Annotated in this window: 14 protein-coding genes and 2 riboswitches; of the genes, 3 read left to right on the top strand and 11 right to left on the bottom strand. The window is 42.8% G+C overall.

Annotated features, from left to right (window positions below):
- Window positions 1-99: 99 nt before the first annotated feature.
- Window positions 100-293, bottom strand: a riboswitch (cobalamin riboswitch).
- Window positions 294-408: 115 nt separating this feature from the next.
- The 9 genes from QQK00_RS12745 to QQK00_RS12705 form a co-directional block, all read right to left on the bottom strand.
- Window positions 409-1,317: a cobalamin-binding protein gene (locus tag QQK00_RS12745; protein ID WP_284217959.1), complete on the bottom strand. Its 909-nt coding sequence runs from the start codon at window positions 1,315-1,317 to the stop codon at window positions 409-411.
- Window positions 1,317-1,931: a cob(I)yrinic acid a,c-diamide adenosyltransferase gene (gene cobO, locus QQK00_RS12740; RefSeq protein WP_284217958.1), complete on the bottom strand. Its 615-nt coding sequence runs from the start codon at window positions 1,929-1,931 to the stop codon at window positions 1,317-1,319. Before cobO ends, QQK00_RS12745 begins: the two co-directional genes overlap by 1 nt.
- A 1-nt stretch (window position 1,932) precedes the next feature.
- On the bottom strand, window positions 1,933-3,432 hold the full coding sequence (locus tag QQK00_RS12735) for a cobyric acid synthase (protein WP_284218318.1): 1,500 nt from the start codon (window positions 3,430-3,432) through the stop codon (window positions 1,933-1,935).
- Window positions 3,433-3,461: 29 nt separating this feature from the next.
- Entirely contained in the window at window positions 3,462-4,097 is a 636-nt protein-coding gene (locus QQK00_RS12730; RefSeq protein ID WP_284217957.1) for a histidine phosphatase family protein, read from the bottom strand.
- A 1-nt stretch (window position 4,098) separates the two neighbouring features.
- Entirely contained in the window at window positions 4,099-4,680 is a 582-nt protein-coding gene (cobU, locus tag QQK00_RS12725; RefSeq protein WP_284217956.1) for a bifunctional adenosylcobinamide kinase/adenosylcobinamide-phosphate guanylyltransferase, read from the bottom strand.
- 1 nt (window position 4,681) lies between these two features.
- Entirely contained in the window at window positions 4,682-5,464 is a 783-nt protein-coding gene (cobS, locus tag QQK00_RS12720) for an adenosylcobinamide-GDP ribazoletransferase (protein WP_284217955.1), read from the bottom strand.
- 53 nt (window positions 5,465-5,517) lie between these two features.
- Window positions 5,518-6,600 carry a nicotinate-nucleotide--dimethylbenzimidazole phosphoribosyltransferase gene (gene cobT, locus QQK00_RS12715; protein ID WP_284217954.1) on the bottom strand — a complete coding sequence of 361 codons (1,083 nt, stop codon included), beginning with the start codon at window positions 6,598-6,600 and terminating at the stop codon, window positions 5,518-5,520.
- Window positions 6,601-6,735: 135 nt separating this feature from the next.
- Window positions 6,736-7,743, bottom strand: a complete 1,008-nt coding sequence (locus tag QQK00_RS12710; protein ID WP_431307740.1) for a FecCD family ABC transporter permease — start codon at window positions 7,741-7,743, stop codon at window positions 6,736-6,738.
- A gap of 17 nt (window positions 7,744-7,760) precedes the next feature.
- Complete coding sequence (locus tag QQK00_RS12705) at window positions 7,761-8,585, bottom strand: ABC transporter ATP-binding protein (RefSeq protein ID WP_284217952.1); 825 nt, start codon at window positions 8,583-8,585, stop codon at window positions 7,761-7,763.
- Window positions 8,586-8,766: 181 nt separating this feature from the next.
- A riboswitch (cobalamin riboswitch) is annotated at window positions 8,767-8,931 on the bottom strand.
- 278 nt (window positions 8,932-9,209) lie between these two features.
- On the opposite strand from QQK00_RS12705, the gene QQK00_RS12700 reads away from it, so the two are divergent.
- Both QQK00_RS12700 and QQK00_RS12695 read left to right on the top strand, forming a co-directional pair.
- Window positions 9,210-12,704: a ThuA domain-containing protein gene (locus QQK00_RS12700; protein WP_284217951.1), complete on the top strand. Its 3,495-nt coding sequence runs from the start codon at window positions 9,210-9,212 to the stop codon at window positions 12,702-12,704.
- Window positions 12,705-12,858: 154 nt separating this feature from the next.
- Entirely contained in the window at window positions 12,859-15,219 is a 2,361-nt protein-coding gene (locus QQK00_RS12695; protein WP_284217950.1) for an agarase, read from the top strand.
- A gap of 459 nt (window positions 15,220-15,678) precedes the next feature.
- Here QQK00_RS12695 and QQK00_RS12690 read toward each other — a convergent pair whose 3' ends face one another.
- A complete protein-coding gene (locus tag QQK00_RS12690; RefSeq protein ID WP_284217949.1) occupies window positions 15,679-15,969 on the bottom strand; it encodes an IS66 family transposase in 291 nt (96 codons plus the stop codon).
- A gap of 122 nt (window positions 15,970-16,091) precedes the next feature.
- Between QQK00_RS12690 and QQK00_RS12685 the strand changes: the two genes are divergently transcribed.
- Window positions 16,092-19,307 carry an Ig-like domain-containing protein gene (locus QQK00_RS12685; RefSeq protein WP_284217948.1) on the top strand — a complete coding sequence of 1,072 codons (3,216 nt, stop codon included), beginning with the start codon at window positions 16,092-16,094 and terminating at the stop codon, window positions 19,305-19,307.
- A 186-nt stretch (window positions 19,308-19,493) separates the two neighbouring features.
- Here the strand turns inward: QQK00_RS12685 and QQK00_RS12680 are convergent, their stop codons facing one another.
- Entirely contained in the window at window positions 19,494-20,399 is a 906-nt protein-coding gene (locus tag QQK00_RS12680; protein ID WP_284218317.1) for an IS3 family transposase, read from the bottom strand.
- Between the last annotated feature and the right edge of the window lie 50 nt (window positions 20,400-20,449).

The raw sequence follows: 20,449 nt of genomic DNA, 5'->3' as shown, positions 1-20,449 counted from the left end.
ATGTTAGCATGTGAAAAACTGTGAATTCCGATGAAGCCCTCCGCTTCATTCAAAAAGGTAAGCCAATAATAAGCGCCTACAATAACGTGCTCTTATTGGCGATAAATTGCGTCTTAGGCCGGTATCGGGCTAACCATTCAATAGGACAATTAGAATGGTGTTACCGTTGCGGGGGCAGCGGTGGATTCACGTTAAACAGACCAAATTTGTTCAGCAATACCACACTTCCCGTTTACCCTGTCCCGATGATCTTGGTATGACAATCGACAGGCACCTTAAACAGCGCGCGAACAATACAAATCTAGGCGCAGAAAGTCAATGCAGTTCTAACGGCACTCACATCCATTCGCTTATATTTGCGTCAACCTTCTGTCTACTTGAACGTCCGCCGCTAGTTTTGGAAGGGCTTTATTTAGCTTCATTTTGCGCAGTATAAAGTGTTCTTGCCGCCGCTATTTGCTCACACAGTAGGGTAATTTCATCCAACATCCGTGTTGTCATACGATGTACTTTGTCAGAATTCGGATGCAATATTTGCTTGTGTTTAACCGCTGGAATCTCGTGCCACTGCTGCCAATCGATACCGTCTGGGCTTTCACCACTATGAGGACTTGGTTGAATAATCACTTGAGGTTTGTAAGCAATTACTTTTTCTAAAGACACTTGAGGGTAATCTTCGGTCGCATTTACAAACGGGTTATTGCCGCCACAAAGCGCAACTTGTTGTTGCGGCCATGCTTGCCCTGCAACGGTACGAAGCGGCCGAGACCAAAGCTCATAAAATACAGAAATTGGGGCTGCATTTTGGTATTGCGTTTTAATCTCATTTAATCGCACCAAATACCGACTTGCAATCCGCTCAGCGGCAGTACTTCGCCCCGTCAACTCACCTAACATTCTAATTTCGGTCGCCACGTCTTCGAGCTTAGTTGGATGAGAATACACTACCTTAATGTTATATTTTTCGAGGCGCGCAAGGTCTTCCATAGGATTACCGGTTTGCCATGCAATCACGGCATCAGGGCGTAGTTGCAAAATTCTCTCAACTTGCAATCGGGCGTAGTTGCCTATTCTTGGGATTGCCTCAGCGTCTTTTGGAAAATCGGCGTGTTCCGTTGTACCAATAATTTGTTGGCCTGCGCCAATTTCATACATAGACTCAACAATATGCGGTGCTAAAACAATAAAACGTAATGATTGTTTTGCAAGGTCATCAGGACTAACAGGCGTGTTGTCAGACGCTTGGCAATTGACAGTATACAGAAGCAGCAGCATCCATGTGCTAAGCCTACGAATATTGTTAAACCATAATGCCATCACCAATCAATACCTTTTTGTGCTTTAATGCCGTTATCAAACGCGTGTTTTACTGGTTTTACTTCACTTACCGTATCTGCCATTTCAGCTATCGCTCGATGACAAGCTCGCCCAGTCACGATAACACTCTGGTCTTTAGGCCTATTCTCGAAAGCTTGCAATACATCGTCTAAATCAAGATATTTGTAGGTAATCATATAGGTAATTTCATCCAATAACACCACATCAATAGAAGAGTCAGCAAGCCAAATTTTTGCTTGTTCCCACGCCGCCTTTGCAGCCTTAATATCGGTGTCTTTGTCTTGTGTCTCCCAAGTGAAGCCTGTACCCATTACGTGAAATGGAACTTCACACTTTTGCAATAAATCACGCTCTCCACAAGGCCACGTGCCTTTCACAAATTGCACAACGGCGGCGCTTAAGCCATGTCCTACCGCACGGGCAACAGTACCAAAACCCGAGGTTGATTTACCTTTCCCATTGCCGGTGAGAACAATTAAAATACCACGTTCTTCTTGCGCTTGCGCAATACGCTCATCTACCTTGGCTTTGTGTTCTTGCATCCTCTCTCGGTGCTTCTCTTTACTTTTCTGCGCGTTGTCATCATTGCTCATGTTAATCTCCTGTAAGCCCCGGTAAATATTGTTGAAGTCGCTGCCAATCCAAGTATTTTTCAGTCATATCGGCAATGCGTTTAATCTCTTTTTCTTGTTGCGAATCATAATCTTCCATCAATTGTGTGTTTGCGCCGGCCCAGCATAAAATGTGCTGCATCGCTTCAGGCTCATCAAACAAGCCATGTAAATACGACCCTGCGACTTGATTGTCTGCCGAGACGCAACCATCTTCCTTGCACTTACCTTCCTCACCCGCACTGTTGTCACCATTGAGCAGACAAAACGGACTAACCATCGCTGTTTTACGGGAAACACCTGCATGTATCTGATAGCCTTTTATCTGCACCTTAGGCATAGGCATTTGGTTGCTTGCAGACAAGCACAACACACCGCTGTCTTGTGTGAGTTGTTTTTCTGCCTTAAGCACCGTAGAAATTGGCAAATACCCTAAGCCCTCACTAACACCGGGATTGCCTTCAATACCTTTTGGGTCACTCACTGATTCACCTAACATTTGATACCCACCACATATGCCAAGCACCTTGCCGCCATATCGCAAATGGCGCTGAATATCCTGTTGCCAGGATTGCGCTTTAAGCATAAGCAAGTCTGCTCGCACATTTTTACTACCAGGTAAAATAATTAGATCAGCAGGCGGTAGCGGGCTACCCTGAGGCACCAGTTGCAAATCTACTTCGGGATGTAAACGCAAGGTATCGAAGTCAGTGTGATTACTAATCCGACTAAACACTGGCACCACAACCTTCAGTTTTACCTTAGAGACCTTCTGCTCAACTTGAATGGCATCTTCGGCGGCAAGCTGTAAATTATGAAGATATGGCAACACGCCAAGTACTGGTTTTTCTGTTCGTGCCTCTAACCAATCGAGGCCTGATGTCAACAATGAGATATCGCCACGAAACTTATTAATGACAAAACCAACTACCCGCGCGCGTTCCGAAGCAGAGAGTAAATCGAGGGTCCCGACTAATTGCGCAAACACACCCCCGCGGTCAATATCAGCAATCAAAATCACGGGGCAGTCCACTGCTTCTGCAAAGCCCATATTCGCGATGTCTCTATCGCGTAAGTTAATTTCAGCAGGACTTCCCGCCCCTTCAACAACAACGACGTCATACTGAGACCTTAAACGTGCGTGAGATTCAATCACTGCACTCATCGCTTTGGTTTTATACGCGTGATAAGGCCCTGCTTGCATATCACCAATAGCCTTCCCATGCACAATTACCTGCGCGCCAGTATCAGTAGATGGTTTTAACAATATCGGATTCATATCCACATGAGGGACAATACCCGCCGCTTTTGCCTGTACGGCTTGCGCACGTCCGATTTCGCCGCCCTCTGCAGTGACTGCACTATTTAAGGCCATATTCTGCGGCTTAAAAGGCGCCACATTGTAACCTTTATTTTTTAGACAGCGGCACAGTGCAGCCACAAGCATACTCTTGCCCGCGTCAGACATGGTACCTTGTACCATAATGGTGTTTTGTTTATATCTTGATTCACTCAAAATTGGCTCTCTAAGGGCGCAGGTTTACCTATAAACTTAAGGATGGGTTTAGCGTTCGGAACATCAAGTATCACAATACGAGTCAAGCTTGCGTACTCAATACTCAACTGCTGATACAAATCACCTCCTTGCCAGTCAATACCCAAAATGGATGCAACAATTTGACGAATAACACCGCCGTGACTCACAACAAGTACCCGTTGACCTTTGTATTGTTGACATATGTCTGTAAAGCCTTTGCACACTCGTTGATACATTGCTGCAAGCGCCTCACCCTGGGGCGGTGTATTTGTTGATGGCGATTGCCAAAAAGCATCTAAAAGCGGCCACTCGTTTTGCAAGTTGCCATGTAAGTCGTCAAAGGCGACACCATCCCAACGGCCAAAATTACATTCCATCAAGTCGTTAGATGTCTGCACAGGAATTAATTTTGTGTTTCCTGTGTTTTTAGCAAAGGCATAGCATCTGCTTAAGGGCGAACTTATTATTACATCGGGTATAGGTAGGCTCTCGGTTTGCGATTGCATCTTTTGCCACCCGTCATCACTTAGCGCTACATCTGTATGCCCATACAGTGCAGATTTACCAGCCACATCACCGTGACGAAGTAAGTCGATGGTCGTATTTGCCATCTTATTCACGTCTTTTACTCGTTTGCTCAGCATTAGCTGCGGACATAGGAACTTTATTCGTCCGAGATTTTAACGACATGGGTAAGCCTGCTGCGATAAACTTGACTTCGTCCGCCGCTTTCGCAATGGCTTGATTCATCCACCCGGCCTGATCAACAAATTGCCGGGTCACTTCGCCCATCGGAATAACGCCCAACCCCACTTCGTTCGAGACAAAGATAATGTGGCTTTTGCTCGCACTCGCCGCCGCAATTAGGTCAGCAAATAAACACTCAAAATCTTGATTGGGGCAATGATAAATTTGATTATTTAGCCATAATGTTAAACAATCAACGAGTACAATTTGAGTATCATTAGTGCGTCTAATTGCTGTACTTACGGCAAGCGGCTCTTCAATTAAATGCCAGGTGTCAGGTCGCTCACGTTGGTGACGTTGAATACGCGCCTTCATCTCATCGTCGATAGCTGTTGCAGGGGCTATATAGCTCACCTGTAGGCCATCACTTTCGCTCAATTGCGTTGCAATTTGTGTCGCGTATTGACTCTTACCAGAGCGCGCACCACCTAAAATCAAATAAATCACTTTAGCCCTCGCCTACAAGAGTTGCCAACATCACGCCATATATAAGCAGTTCATTAATAATGATGCTCGCCCCTAAGGTATCTCCGGTAAAGCCATCTATATGCTTGTTTTGCCAAGCCTTTAGTAGAACACGACTGACCCAACATATTGTCAGTAAAATAAGCATCGTAGTGAAAGGTAAAAGTAGGCAAGCGACAAGGGCAGTTAACAATAAAATACTAAGATGCGACGCGCGAAAAGGTTTCGCCATGGGTGAACTCTTTGATTCACTATGGGGTGTAGATACATGCGCCATGTCTTGCACATAACTGATGCCAATTGTACGGCTCAATGGGTAGGCAATACATAGGGCTGGAATAACAAAAGCGTGTTCGGCCAAAGCAGATAGTAATACAAACTTTCCTAACAGTGCGCAAATCAACGCGCTAGCACCATAAGTGCCTAAGCGGCTGTCTTTCATGATGCTAAGTTTACGCTCTTTAGTATACCCACCCCAAAATCCATCAGCAGTATCAGCTAAACCATCTTCATGGAAAGCGCCAGTCATTAATACGCTGCTCACAACAAGCAAAAATACAGCAACGTTGCTTGGAAAAACAGCACTATAGAACATGTAAAGCAAAGACAAAAGTGATGCCAATATCCAGCCCACAAGCGCGACATACTTGCCTGCTTCGTGCATTTTATCTGGGCTGTAATTCAAGTTCTTTTTTACCGGTAGTCGTGAAAAAAAACTGATACTCAGCATTAATAAATTAAGTTCTTGCCGTATGCGAGTACTCATATTAATGTTCCTATTAAGCTGTTTTAAATTTCTTTAAGCCATTGTAAATCAACTTACGTCAACACACTTGGATCAAGTACCGCCATGTCGTTGTAAAAACTCGCAGCACTTCGTAGCAGAGGAACAGCGAGCACAGCGCCAGTGCCCTCACCCAATCGCAAACCTAAATCCAATAGCGGAGTAGCGCCCAAGGCCGTTGCTAAGTAGGGAAACGCCCCTTCAGCCGAGTGATGGCTAAATACCATGTAGTCTTTAACATTTGGGTGAATATAGCTGGCGAGCATCGCAGCGACCCCAACGATAAAACCATCGACAATAATCGTTTTTTTCATTTGCGCTGTCGCTAGCATTGCACCAACTATTTGCGCAATTTCAAACCCGCCGAACTCGGTCAATGCTAACTCTGCATCTAATAGTGGGCAGCCTTTACCCGCTTGCACACGTCTGAGCGACTTATCAATTAACGCCGTTTTTTTGCACAATTGTTCCGGAGATATACCGGTCCCGAGCCCAGCTACTTCACTCGCGTTCAAACCAAGTAACGTAGCAAGTAACGTAGATGCGCTGGTAGTATTGCCAATACCCATCTCGCCAAATGCCAGCGTATTTGAACCTTCACTAATGGTTTGTTTTGCAATCGCCTCTCCCGCCGCCATCGCCGCAGTAACTTGTGTTTGAGTCATTGCGGCTTGCACTGAAAAATCAGCCGTTCCTGCCGCAATACGTTGCTCAAAAAATATATTCGCGTCGCTACTTATGGGGTGTAATAAACCCGCATCTATGACTCTCAACGCGACGTCATTCGCCCTGCAAAAACAGTTGATTGCCGAACTGCCTTCCAAAAAGCGCTCCGTCATAAAACCAGTGACTTGCTGAGGCGCAATACTTACTCCATGCATTGCCACACCATGATCTGCGGCAAACAACAACACTGTGGGTGATGTAATCACGACCTTCGATTGCCTTGTTTGTTGTTTTTCGTCGGACTGAATACATGCCAATTGCAAAGCTAAAGCTTCGAGGACGCCGAGCGACCCGATGGGTTTTATCTTGCCATCAATGATCTGTCTAATCTGCGGGGCAAGTGCATTGTCAACAGGTGAAATTTGCCAATAATCGGCACTAAAGACTGACATAAAATGATTGCTACCTTTTTAAATACCAATTCGGTATGTGAGAGTTGGTGTTACATGCATAATTTGCTTAGTTTGCTTAGTTGCAGGTATTGCGCAGCTTACTGAAATAACACACCTCGCCTTTGCGATACAAAGTCATCCACGCTGCTTCATTGCCAACAAAAAGAAAACACTGCCAATCGCGGAAGTGATAATACCAATCGGAATCTCTTGTCCGTCAATCGCTACACGAGCAAATACATCGACTAACACCATAAAAATGCCACCGAACAACGCACTACCAAGCAGTAAAGCTCTGCTCGTTACCCCAATCCAATTTCGTACAATATGCGGAATCATTAAGCCGACAAAACCAATGCCACCGCAATAAGCCACCACGCACGCGGTTAATCCAGCGCATATGGTTAAACATAAAACACGCAGATACTTTACATTGACACCCAGGGTAAGCGCGTTTTCGTCGCCCAGTAGCAGAGCATCTATTTGCGGGCCAAATAGCAATAGCAACGACATGCAAATAGCAACTATTGGTAACATTACCCATGCATACCAAACTTCCGCTCTGGCTAGACTCCCCATCAACCAAAATACTACTTGGTTAGCAGCAAATGGGTCCCCTACATATAGAATAAAATGGCTGAGCGCACTGAGCATAAAAGATACCGCCACACCGGCTAACAGCATATGCTCAACTTTCCGGCCAAATGTGGTACGCGCCAAGATTAACACTAAACTGACGGCCAATAACGCCCCTAAGAATGCCGCCAAAGGCAGCGCAATAGCAAAGGCCTCGCCTTTTGCGTCTGTCGGCACGCGAAGCACATTATTGATAAATACTGTAGCAATAGCCGCACCCAAACCCGCGCCTGACACGACACCAAATAAGTAAGGGTCAGCAAGGCCGTTACGCGTGACATTTTGCAAGGTTGCGCCAGCAAGCGACAATGCAGCACCAACTAAAAATCCTACAGCAACGCGGGGAAACCGAATATCCCAAAAAATTACCTTACTGATTTCATCATGACAATCTGAAAATAAACACACTGCTACGTCAGTAGCGCTCAAATTTGCGGCACCAAATAATAGAGAAAACAAAGGTGTGATCAGCGCAAAAATGACGAGCCACATCCAAGGTGATTTAATATTCACCTTCATCAAATTTATGCGCATGTAGATCCCTGAAAAAACGACCGTTGCGCGTTAAACTCAGGCCGAAAATTCACCTGTAAATATCCATCTTGACTATGCTTCACTTCACATGGCACATTAAACGTTTTAGTAAGCAATGTTGCCTGTAACACATCTTTAGGTAAGCCGGTCGCAACAAGATTACCTTGTGAGAGTAAACCCAGCTCATCGCAATAACTCGCCGCAAGCGTTAGGTCATGCAAACTAACAACAATGGTCTTATTTTGCGAGCGGCACAAGGCTTTTAGTAGCTGCAGTATTTGGTGTTGATAATATACGTCTAGATGATTGACCGGCTCGTCAAGTATCAACAAGGGGGAACGTTGCACCAATGCTCTTGCGATTAAACAACGTTGTTGTTCACCACCAGAGAGCGCACTAAATAGTTGTTGACGCTTATCCACCAACCCTACCGCATTAAGTGCATTTTGAATGGCTTTCTCATCTTCATCATTGCGTCTAGCAAGCAAGGTTTTATGAGGCAGCAAACCCATTTCGATAACTTGTTGAGAAGTAAGCGCGAATACCGTGTCGTTGATTTGATTCACAACGGCCACCTGCTGTGCAAGAGACTTAATATCCAGTGTTGTAATATCTTGTCCTTGCCAAAGCACTTCGCCTTTGCCATTGAGTTGCGCAGACAAGCATTTTAATAATGTTGTTTTTCCGGCCCCATTTGGCCCTAGCACGCCATATAGCTTGCCAGCAGGCAAACCCAAGCTGATACCATTTAGTATTGGTTTATTATCGATTTTCACAGATATGTTTGACGCTTTGAGCGCAGGCGCGTTTGCCATTTGATACTACCTACCTACAAGCAACGTATCTACCGAGGAAAAAGTACGGACAGGAATAGACCAAGCAGAAAACAAAAAAAGAGAGCGCAATACATGTTTTCATTCGTGTATTCCCGCACGAAAGCATAAGCAGCTGATTAATCACCGAAACTAATAGGCCGCAATTAATAGACCCAAGTTAATAGGCCACAGCTAATTGGTTGGTATCTGACTTTCTGCGTCGTTTAGGTAAACAACATTGCGCAGATTACAGTTGCGGGCACAGTCTTGGCGTCTCACCAAATTCCCATTTAATTGCTATCACTAACGTTCACAGTGATGACAAACCAATTAACGCTCATGAGTGTAACAATAAATGGAAAGGTTTAAAACGGCAGTGTTGTGGTTCGGATTGCAACGCTTGTTCAAAAAGAGTGAATCAACGGTCAATACGTCCATAGCAAAAAAATCAATATAGATGTTAAATCTCATAAATTCTGCTAAAAGCGAGTGCCGTAAAGGTGTTCAGCCACATATGATGTAAACAATATGTTAATGATGATTGACTTGATGCAATGCTCTCGTAGTATGGCCTGCTAAGTTTTTGATTTAACATTTTGAAAAACAAAAAAGGCGCACCCCAATATGCAATCGTTTGTAAAATGCCAATTAGTCATTGTCGTCGTATTTTTTTCGATATTCATAACGGCATGCAGTTCTGACGAACAGAGTAAAGCCGTTGATTCTGTCGAAATTACACCCAAGAACGTGCTTATTTTTACGAAAGCACTGGATGACACCACGGCAGCCAAAGAATCTAGAGAAGCAAGCGCCCAAATATTAAGAGAAACGCTTTCTACGCATAACGTTAATGCGACGGTTTCTGACGACAGTAGCCTATTTAATGATGCTAATTTAAAAGAGTACGCTGCCCTTATCTTCTTAAACAATACGGGCGATATTCTTACGCCTGCTCAGCAAATAGCGATGGAGCGGTATATACAGGCGGGAGGCGGCTTTGTCGGACTTCATTCGGCAAGCAAAGCCGAACAAAAAAGTGCTTGGATTTGGTACCAACGCTTACTCGGTGGCACCTATAAAAGTCATTCTACCGTGCCATCTAACATTCAAACTGCCCGCATCCGGGTGCTTGATAAAACGCACGCATCGGCCATACATATACCCGACAATTTCAGCATTAACAATGAGTGGCTAGAATTCTCAAATTTATCAACCCGCAGAACGGATATACTCGCCATTGATAGTGGCTCATACAATCGTAATACTTATGCGCCTGATTCAAGCCAAAACAGCGCTGAAACTCGCGATACCTACCTTCCCATTGCATGGTTTCTTGAATTTGACGGCGGACGGTCATTTTATTCTGGCCTAGGCCGTGACGAAAGCAGTTTTAAAAATGACATAGTCATGAAACACATACTTGGCGGTATTGAATATGCGATAGGTAACAATACGAGAAATTATAGCCTGTCGAGGCCAGAACCGAATCGTTTCGTAAAAGACGTGTTGTTAGACAAGCTAAATGAGCCTGTTAGTTTAGATATTACAAAAGATGGTAGCGCGGTTGTATTTGTCGAACGAAAAGGCAAAATACATTGGGTGGACGTAAGCAGTCGAACAACTACACAAATTGGTAATATCGATGTTTTCTCTGCCGAAGGTTTTGGTGAGTTTGGCTTACTCGCACTAGCGCTTGACCCCAACTTCGACACAAACAAGCATATTTTTTTAATGTACAACGTCGCCTCAAAAAACGACGCCACGGGGCCGCTCCAACGTATATCTCGATACACAATAGTAGACAACAAAATCGACTTATCTAGCCAAATTACCTTATTGGATTTTGCTAACGAAGATACCTGTTGCCATACTGGGGGCAACATGGAATTTGATGCTGAAGGCAATCTATTTATTGCCATTGGTGACAATACTAATCCATTCAAATCCTTCGGTGTTGGACCTGCCGACTTTAGAGATGGGCGTGAAGCGCATGACGCATATCGCTCATCAGCAAACACGCAAGACTTTAGAGGGAAGATATTGCGCATTACTCCGCAAGCTGACGGAACTTACACCATCCCCAAAGGTAATCTTTTTACTGACGCCACCATAGGAAAACCCGAAATCTATGTAATGGGCACTCGTAACCCCTACACCATTGCCTTTGATAACAAAGAAAAAACACTTTATTACGGTGATGTCGGCCCTGACAGTAAAGGCGCAAATGCAGAGCACGGTGCAAAGGGTTACGATGAAGTGAACAAAGTCACTAAAGCGGGAAATTTCGGGTGGCCCTTGTTCATTGGCAACAATAAGGCATTTAGACAATTTGACTATGCAACAAATATAGCTGGCGCATGGAATAACCCTCTCAAGCCAATCAATACGTCACCGCGAAATACGGGTGCTAGACACTTGCCAGAAGCGCAGCCAGCTTATATTTGGTATCCATATAGCCATTCAGAAATATTCCCAGAATTGGGTGCTGGTTCTAGAAATGCTCTAGTCGCGGGTGTTTATCGTAGCAACAGTCACGCTGACGCTCTTCCAGAATATTATGACGGCGGCTTATTTATCTCTGATTTTATGCGCCGTTGGATCAAAGTTGTCTTTGAAGATGAAAATGGTGACATCTATAAAATTGAAGACTTTGCGCCTGACGCTGAATTTGTTGCGCCGATCGACCTGAAGTTTAGTTATCAAGGACAACTATATGTATTGGAATATGGCTCAAAATGGCACTCGGGTAATGTAGACGCTCGCCTCTCTAAAATCACATATACGGGCGACGGAAATCGTGAACCTACAGCCAAACTAACGACATCCGTAACAAATGGTTTAGCGCCGTTAATGGTCAAATTGTCTGGTGTCGAATCATTTGACCCCGACAATGATAGGCTTGAATATCAGTGGCAGACATCAACACTAAATGCAGGACAAGACCTGAAAGACGCAACGTTTACTAATTCTGATGCAAACACGCGTTCTGGTCATACTACATCAATTAACTTCGAGAACAATGGCAGGTACGCCATCGCACTGACAGTAACAGACAAGGAAGGGCTTACTAGCATAGCGACACAACTAATAGAAGTGGGTAATGCTTCACCAACAATCGACATTAAAGTGTCGGGGAATCAGAGTTTTATTTGGCCTAACGAAACCTCACGTACATATACGGTAGCAATACAAGACAGCGAAGACGGTATTATTCGGCAAGATTCACCAGAGTTCTCAAAAGTAGAGATTGTTTTTGACAAAGTGGACACCAGTGACAAACAAGACGCAGTGGGTCATCTTGCGGCGAGTGACCCTATGGGGCCCGGCAGAGCCGCGGCTAAAAAGCATTTGTGTATTGGCTGCCACCAAGAACAAGCGCAGTCAGTGGGCCCAGCATTTCAGGCAGTTGCTGATAAGTACGCTTCGATGGATGATCCTGTTGCGTACTTGGTTAAAAGTATTGCCGCTGGTAGCACTGGAAAATGGGGACAACACCAAATGCCCGCACATGACTTCCTGTCTGATGAAAAACGCGAAGAACTCGCCAAATTCATTATGATGCTTAAGTCTAAAGCCCCAAGTTTGCCGTTAAGTGGAAAGCTCCCAACAAAAGAAACACTGGAAAACTATACGCTAAAAGCAAGTTATCGTGACAATGGCGCAGCAAATTTATCAAGTGTAAGCGCGCATTCAAGCATTACACTACGATCACCCAAATTAAATGCCAAACAATTATTCGACAATAAAGAAGGCGCCGAGAATTTACGGTATTCCGGCGGTAACGCCCAAACAATTATCATGTCGGGGGCTAAATCTGTCTTACCTTTGGGCAGTTTTGATATGACTGGCGTCTCTTCCATTCAAATAGAACAAAAATACCGAAACTGGCTACCCAAAGGCGCAATATTTTCTGTTTCGACACAACAAGATGGCAGTGACGTATTGGCTTCAGGTAAATTCGATTATGCAGGCACAAAAGAATATCAACCCAGTGAACTAAGGTTAAAATTTACCAAAACGCTAGATGAAAACACACCAATCTACTTAGTAGTTACTTTGGCTGAAGCGCTAAACGACGACAGTACAGCGCACATTACAGCCGTGCAATTTTTACAATAACCCGACAAAAATCAACAGGCCCGAGGAATAGCATCAATAATTGTCTGATGCTATTCCGCGCTATCCGAACAACAATAAAATTCTTATTTAAAGAATGTTTTTTATATGTAAATTGTTTACAATACACTTTTAACAAACCACTCTGGATACCGCTGTGAAAAAATCTCGAATCTCTATCGTTTTATCAGCTGTCATTGCGTCAAGCATGATGGCCTCTGCCATAAGTGTCACAGGATGCTCTCATAATGCTTCTGACGCTAAATCAACATCCGCTGGTGTATCTCAAGCAGGAAATGAACAGGAAATCTTGCTAGAGGACTTTGAAAATGCATCCTTACCAAGCACTTACCAAAAGAGAGATATCGACATTAATTTGACAAAAACGGACGGTGTCACTCAGGGTAAACAAGCTGCAAAATTGCTGTTTGATTCAAGTGTTGAAGATTCGGTTTTAGAAATTACACCCGAAACACCTTGGGATTTTACTTCGTTGGGCAATATGAATTTGGCATTTGATGCAACAAATACAAGCGATGTGTCTGTGCAGTTGTATGTAAGAGTGAAAGATAAAAATTACCAATCTCAGTTACGTAGTATGATTATTCCAGCTAACAGCAGCGAAACCTACTATATTGACTTAAGCGGCGAACAAATATCTAGAGACAGTGGGCTAAGAGCTGATCCGCCGGCGTGGCCTTCTGATGATTTTAGAATGCCCTATATGAATGGTGAAAAATTATTAGATCTTAGTGGCATTACTACGGCTAATTTCTATATTTCTACCAATTTAGAAGACAAATCCATCGTCTTAGACAATATTAGAGCACGCTCAAACCCAGAAATAGACTCAACTTACTTAGTCGGTTTGGTCGATGAATTTGGACAACCGGCTAAAAGCAACTATAAAAACAAAGTAAAATCTGACGCGCATTTAAAACAGCTAGCAAAGGAAGAATTAGCTGATCTAGCAGCCAATCCTGTACTGCCAGATCGCTCAAAATTTGGTGGTTGGAAAAATGGGCCAAAATTGGAAGCGACCGGGTACTTCCGAACAGAAAAAGTAAAAGGTAAGTGGTACCTTGTTGACCCAGAGGGATATTTATTCTTCTCGTCAGGGCTTGCCAACATTCGTATAGCAAATACAACGACGCTTACTGGTGTCGATTTTAAAGATGACGCCGTTCGTTATATTGATCCAGAAGACGTCACGCCAGAAGACTCTTTAGGTATTCGTCCGGTGTCTGCCGACGCGCAAAAAACTCGTTTTGTGTCATCTGACCTGAGACACAAGATGTTTAACTGGTTACCAGAATACGATGACGAATTAGCCAATCATTACTCTTACAGAAGAAGTACTCACAAAGGTCCATTGGCGCACGGTGAAACCTTTAGTTTTTATCAGTCAAACTTAGAACGTAGATATGGTGAGCGATACACTGAATCATTCATTGATGATTGGGAAGATGTAACAATTAAACGGCAGCGTAGTTGGGGGATGACATCCTTCGGCAACTGGGTAGACAAAGAATTCTATCAAAAAAATCAATTCCCGTATTTTGCCAACGGTTGGATCATTGGTGATTTCAAAACCGTCACCGCGGATGGTCACGGATGGTCTCCTATGCCAGACCCATATGATCCAGAGTTTACGCGACGCGCTGCGGTAACGACAAAAGTGATTGCAGACGAAGTGCAAAACAACCCTTGGTGTATAGGTGTATTCATCGACAATGAAAAAAGCTGGGGAAATCCTGCAAACATAAATAGTCACTATCGCATCCCTGTACAAAACTTTTTAATGGATGCAGCTGAAAGCCCAGCTAAACAAGTTTTCATGAAAATGCTACAAGATAAACATGGCACAATTGAAAAACTAAACGCTACATGGGGCAGCTCAATTGCGTCTTGGGCGTCATTCGCCAAAGGCTATAAGGTAGAGGAGATTACCGACGGTATGATCCCAGATATGTCGATGATTTTAGAAGCTTATACTACCCAGTATTTCGACGTTGTTGACAAAGCATTAACGGCCGTGATGCCAAATCATATGTACATGGGCGTACGAATGGCTGCATGGAGTATTAACCCTGAGGGCGTGCGTGCCGCCAAAAAGTACGTGGATGTAATGAGTTACAACTACTACCGAGAAGGTATGCATGACGCTGTTTGGCACTTTTTACCTGAAGTAGATATGCCGAGTATTATTGGTGAATATCACTTTGGTGCAATGGATACTGGTTTGTACCACCCAGGGCTTATTCATTCGAGCGACCAGGCAGATCGTGCGCGCGGATATAAAGCGTATATGCGCAAAGTCATAGATAACCCATACATGGTAGGCGCACATTGGTTCCAGTACACCGATTCACCTGTGACTGGACGCGCCTATGACGGTGAAAACTATAATGTTGGTTTTGTTAGTAATGCAGATGTCCCTTATACAGAAATGGTAGAAGCAGCAAGGGAAATTAATACGGAGCTATATCCTAGGCGTTTTAATGGTCAAGAGAAGTAACTAAAACAGTCGAATATACGTCTATAGCCATGCACCACCTAAAATTTTGGTTTTAGGTGGTGACTGACAGTATTCGAATGTAAACCGCTTCCTTCGTTTCCTAAAACACAGTGCTTTTTCACGCATCTGTTTCTTCACACTGGGCTTTCTTAGCCATTGCTCTCTCGAACACAATAATAATGAACTAGTTTATCGAGCTGGTTACTTACCTCATATTGCAATTGACAAAGGAAATCTATTGACGACTATACAATCCAACGAGATTTTGATTCTGGTGCTTGAGACCTAAAATAAATCATCGCTTGAACATAGGATATGTTGAGGCATGACCTTTCAAATATTTGTTTCCAAATTTCAGTACCAAAGACCAAATCACTTACCTATCTGGACGACAACTCATTTGCTATTTTCTGAAAAATCCCCATTTGACACAAGTGCAACACACGTCTAATACAGCTGTCACATTGTGTAATCCATAGCTTTAATTTGTCTTATGCATGCCAGAGATTGGTATTTCAGTGTGCAGATGACTTTCGTGTTAATCTCCTGACCTTTGAGAGAGTCTATAAAAGTAAGCGTACGATTATTGTCGATATTCACCTCATCTTCGAGTGTGTAGCGTTGAAGCGTATCCCATTGGCTGAGCCAGTATTCGATGGCTTCGCCCAATTTGGTTTTAGGTAGTACTTTTAGTTCGGATGTGATGAGCCACATTTCGAATTGTTTGAGACGCGGCAAATTAATTGGCACTCGGCCTTAAAACGGTTATTCAAATAGTGCTGACATTCATTTTTAAGAAGGTTAATATATTCCCCCAAAGAGGTTGCGCAAAGTTACTTGCGTATTTTACAAAGATATACTGAGGGAACAGAATGCTTCGCTTCACTGCCTACACTACTAGGTTACTTTTATACACTGCACTGCTATTTTCTATCCATGTAACTGGAACTACCAAGCCCGTATCACTGGTACTGGAACAGCAATTTGGGTCAGATCCTTACAATCAAGTAGCCTACAATAATGGCATATTTGCAGTCACAGGCCTTAATGGGGCTGGGGCTGGGGCACCTTTTAATAACAGTAGAGTCGTTGATATATTAAATTTTGACGGCAGCGAATTCACGCCTTCATTTCAGTACGAATTTTTCCATATCAACAACGCAAGTGTCGAAAATGTACTCGATGTATCTTTTTTCAATGGGTATTGGTTATTCCTTATTGATACCAATCAAGGCCTTTATTTAGTCAACGCAACCATTCAACAGGAAACACTCACCATTATTTCTGAAAATTCATTAGACAGTCTTCCGGGTAATCCTACAATTGTGGCAGGCAACAACAATAATGTTTATGTGGCTGATGTAGCGCATACAGGATCAATGTCTATTCATCACTTCAATGTCTCAGAAGCAGGTCAGATTGGAGATGTATCGGTCAAAAGTGTAGGCATTACACCAAACAACTTTTTCACTGATAATCGATTTTCTATTTCTTTTGATAACAATGTATTTTTCATCGTTCTCAACCAAGAAACAACACCTGCTACACTGTTCACTTTACCTGTTGATGAGCAAGGTATTCCTCTTGATGCGACGGAAATTGCATTCGACGAGGCTACAGAGAGGTATGTAGGGTCTCTCGTAAAAGAAAACTTATGGTTTCTTGGCAGCAGTGGTGATGGCTTACAAGTGCTTGAAATTAGCAATAATAATGATCAAGTGAGTTTGATTTATCAATCAGATAATAATTTTTCCTACACTAATTTTGAAAGATCTGATTCACTTTTATTTGCCATATCTACATTTGGTTCGATACACGTGTATCAAATAAATAATGACAATCAAATGTCATTTCATTCCTCTTTCGACACTGATGGCTTTCTGCGTGACTCTTTGTTGATAGACGACTTACTAGTGGTATCAAAAGATTTCGAAGGCATTGAAGCTATTAGTGTTGAGAATAGCACGGATTTATCTTCGGCAAGCGCCTTCTCACAATCGGGAGAAGTCACTGATTTTGATATCCAAGATTCTGTATTAGTCACGTCTTCTTTAAATCATTCAGTGCATTTCTGGACACTTGGAAGCGACCAAAGCAATTCGCTGGATGGTCGCTATACATACAGAGATATAGTTGCTGGTGTGGAGTTTTTTGATGATGACTTGCTGCTTTTCAAAGCTGGCTCCCTAGAAAGACACACTAAAGCTGACATACTAGCAGGAGTAGATAACGGTATTCATTTAGGAAGCGCTGGTATCACTGGTAGTAATGGCGAAGTGATTACTTTATCAAATGGAGTACTTGCACGGACTTTTGATCACTTCGCATTTTTTACTTCATCGCTTACCCAAGTAGATAGATTTGAATTGAATAATGTTACTTTTTCTTCAATTTTTTATCAGCCCGTATTTGCTGAAGGAAACAATTTATTTGTACCCACTAACATTCCTAATGAAGTCACCATTTACGATTCTAGCGACCTAACTCAAGTTACACCAGTAGCGGTTATTGAACGACAAAGCATTGTGATTGGAGGGGTTTATAAAAATGGCGATTTATTGTTTGTCCCTGATTTTTTAAACTCAGTGCAACCTGTGGTCAATTTATATAATGTGAGTGATGCGAGTAACCCAGTCCTAGTCAATACCATAGAGATACCTCATTTGAGTTTCTTTACCCACTTCAATGACTTTACTGTATACATCAATGGCAATTACCTTGTGGTTATCAATGGAAAAGGATTTGTCTATGATATTAGTAATCCTAACGACCCTATTTTAATCGATGAAAACGACCGCATTACTTCAAACGGTATTAGTTTTGGTGAAAACAACAGACTATTTACTGTTGCTCGAGGAAGTGGTGGGTTTATTAATCAGATACAAATTAATCTAGCACCGACCCACGCCGATGTTAACCTTCGAACAGACGAAGACACTACCGTAGAATCAACATTATTAGCCACAGATACAGAAAATGATGAAGTCTCTTTCGCTGTGTTCAGAGAGCCAGAAAATGGTCAATTATCTATCGTTGATAATCTGCTGACTTACATGCCAAACGAAAATTTTTCCGGTAGCGACAACGGGGAAATACAGGTGAGTGATATTCATGGAGGTACGTCGGTATTCCAGGTTAACATAGAAATTGCCGCAGTTAACGACGTACCTATTATACTTTCGGAATCCATTGAAACCGCTGAAGATCAAAGTGTAAGTATGACACTTGAAATAGATGATGTTGACGACACTATCTTTACTTATATGATTTCTAGTACATCTAGTTTGGGTATTACAACTATTTCAGAGAGTGGGGTGCTTACCTATACCCCCTCGGAAAACATTTTTGGTACTGATAGTATTACTGTTTCGGTAACCGACAATAGCGACGCCGAAACCACGCGCGAAATACCCATTTCAATTACCGCAGTCAATGATGCCCCTGAATTCACGGGCGACACTGAAATAAGCGTTGATGAAGATAATTCTTTTACACTGAACCTTACAGCACAAGACGTAGAAGATGATGCGGTTTCGTACAACGTTACGAACCCGCCAGAGGGATGGAGCACGGTAATTTCGAACGATGTGTTAGAAGTTACCCCTCAAGCTAATGATAATGGGTCTTTCCAATTGCAAATTGATATAAACGATGGCACAGACTCAACACTACAAACTATTACCATCAACGTGAATCCGATTAACGACGCACCTTTTATATCGAATGACACAATTAGCCTGTCTGTTACACAAGATCGTTCTGTGTCTTCTTCCGTCAATTTCGAAGATATTGATGACGGTGATGAATTGACATTGAACGTAGCTACTCAACCTACTTCAGGACAGGTAACACTTTCGCAAAACGGTCAATTCCAATACACACCTAACTCTGGGGCAACGGGAACAGATAGCTTTGTAATTGAAGCCAGTGACCAAGACGGTGAAGTTACTCAAGCAAGTGTGACCGTAATCATTAATGAGCGTAGCACAGTTAATACATCAGATAGTCGGAGCGGTGGTGCACTACAATTTTGGCAAATGTGGCTATTGTGTTTATTACTTATTCGCAAATACACATATAGAGTTTAATCGTTTGGTAAGCATACAAGATTAAGAACAAGCATTCACATTAATCGATTGAACAAGTAATTTAGCGACTTTGGTACACGTGTGCCGGAATTTTTCTGGCACTTAATTAGTTGCGAACGCAATAAAAGCTTTTGTCGCGTTTTTCTATTGCAGGCTCGTACAAACTATTGAACTTCCCAGACTTCCCTAGACAATTTGTTTTTCCAAAAAGTACGTATCTTCAAATTTAACAGGTGATACACCACCTGTATGTGAATGACGCTTTTTTGGATTGTAAAACATTTCGATAAAATTAAATATCTCAGTCTTCGCTTCGTCTCTCGTCGAAAATATCTTCTTTCTTAACACGCGCTTTTTAAGTGTACCAAAAAAGCTCTCTGCTAGCGCATTGTCATGACAATTGCCACGTCTGCTCATTGAGGGAACAAGGTTATGTTCATTCAAGAATGCTAAGTAGTCGGCACTGCCATATTGACTACCTTGATCAGTATGCACTAGCACTGATTGTGCAGGCCTACGCTGATAAACCGCCATTAGTAACGCGTTGATCACTAGTCGTTTATCCATATTTTTGTTCATTGACCAACCGACAACTCGACGAGAATATAAATCGATGACAATTGCCAAATACAAAAATCCCTCATAAGTGCGGATATACGTGATGTCGCTTACCCACGCAATATTGGGTGCATCAGGTGCAAAGTCACGCTTTAAAACATTATCCGCCACATTGGAAAGCTTGCTGCCCTTAATATATTTTCGTTTATAACCTATTTGAGCTACCAAGTTGTTTTGCCGCATAATTTTGGCGACACGATTAACACTGCACACTTCTCCAGCTTCACGTAAATCTTGGTGTATCCAAGGACTACCGTACGTTCCACCACTGGCTTCATAGAACTCATGAATGCGCTTAAGTAAGCGATTGTCTTCTATAGAGCGAGTACTCAACGGCTTTTTTAGCCATGCATAAAACCCACTACGATTTATTTTAAGCACTCTGCACATTGCTGACACAGAAAACGTATTCTGGTTTTCGCGAATAAAGGCGTACTTTATTCTGGGTGGCTTGCAAAGTACCTTGCTGTAGATTCAAGTGATCATCGCAACAGTTATATTAAAATACTGATTTGCGTGAGGAC

The sequence above is a fragment of the Agaribacter marinus genome (assembly GCF_030160655.1).
Classification (GTDB): domain Bacteria; phylum Pseudomonadota; class Gammaproteobacteria; order Enterobacterales; family Alteromonadaceae; genus Glaciecola; species Glaciecola marina.
Note: the sequence above shows the minus strand (reverse complement) of the source record. Positions and strands in the feature narration are given on the sequence as shown.